Source organism: Ruminococcus sporogenes (assembly GCF_054655175.1).
Window position 1 is genome coordinate 1 of record NZ_BAAHOA010000033.1, and the last position, 900, is coordinate 900.

Below are 900 nucleotides of genomic sequence, written 5' to 3' on the forward strand. Positions count from 1 at the left end.
ATTATAACGTTATCTTTGCCGATCAGCTGCCCGTATCTGAAGCATTCTGTGCAGTGATCGTTTATAATTCCGCAGGCCTGCAGATGAGAATAAACCGTTATTGAGCCGAGATATTTAAAGCCTCTTTTTTTCAGGTCAACGCTTATTCTGTCTGACAGCTCGTTGCTTGCCGGAACGCCTTCGTCCGCATGAGCCTTATACACAATTGTCTTGTTATCCGAAAAACCCCACAGATATTTATCAAAGGAGCCGAATTCCTGTCTGATCTTCAAAAACATATTTGCATTATTGATAATGGCTCTGATTTTTCTCTCCGACCTTATCATATCCGGCGTATTCAGAATATCGTTAATCTGAGTTTCTCCGTAAAGCGCTGTTTTTTCATAATCAAAGTTATCAAAGCACTTTCGGAATATCTCCCGCTTTTTCAGCATTAACGACCAGTTTAATCCGCACTGCATGACCTCCATCATCAGAAATTCAAATTGTTTTCTGTCGTCATGAACAGGCTCGCCCCATTCCTCGTCATGGTATTTCTGCATAAGACCGTTGTCCCGACACCATCCGCACCTTTTAGCATTTTCCATAAATCTCAGCCTTCCGCTTTATCCATAAAGCTTTGTATAACGTTCATAATTTCGTTCAGTCTGCTTTCTCCTATGCCCTTTATCCGTCCTATAGCGGCTTTCAGCTCGTCATAATCGACAGCCTTTGATTCCTCGTCCCTTTTGCCCGATACATATATGCTCGTCAGAAGCTTCTGAAGCTGTTCTCTGTCCATTTTCTTTACAGAGCGGTAGGTTTCACGGTCAAGGGTATATTCGTCCGGCATTTTAATTCTCCTTTGTACAATTTCTCAAGCCATATTATTTTACATTATACCATAATAAAATCCGGTTT

2 protein-coding genes are annotated in these 900 nt (G+C 41.3%); both read right to left on the reverse strand.

What is annotated here, in order from left to right:
* Positions 1 to 587, reverse strand: a 587-nt coding sequence (locus ACYQ0N_RS15305; protein ID WP_460163181.1) for a DNA-3-methyladenine glycosylase I, incomplete at its 3' end; no start/stop codon positions are given.
* Between the two features lie 5 nt (positions 588 to 592).
* Positions 593 to 832, reverse strand: a complete 240-nt coding sequence (locus ACYQ0N_RS15310; protein WP_124100702.1) for a hypothetical protein — start codon at positions 830 to 832, stop codon at positions 593 to 595.
* Between the last annotated feature and the right edge of the window lie 68 nt (positions 833 to 900).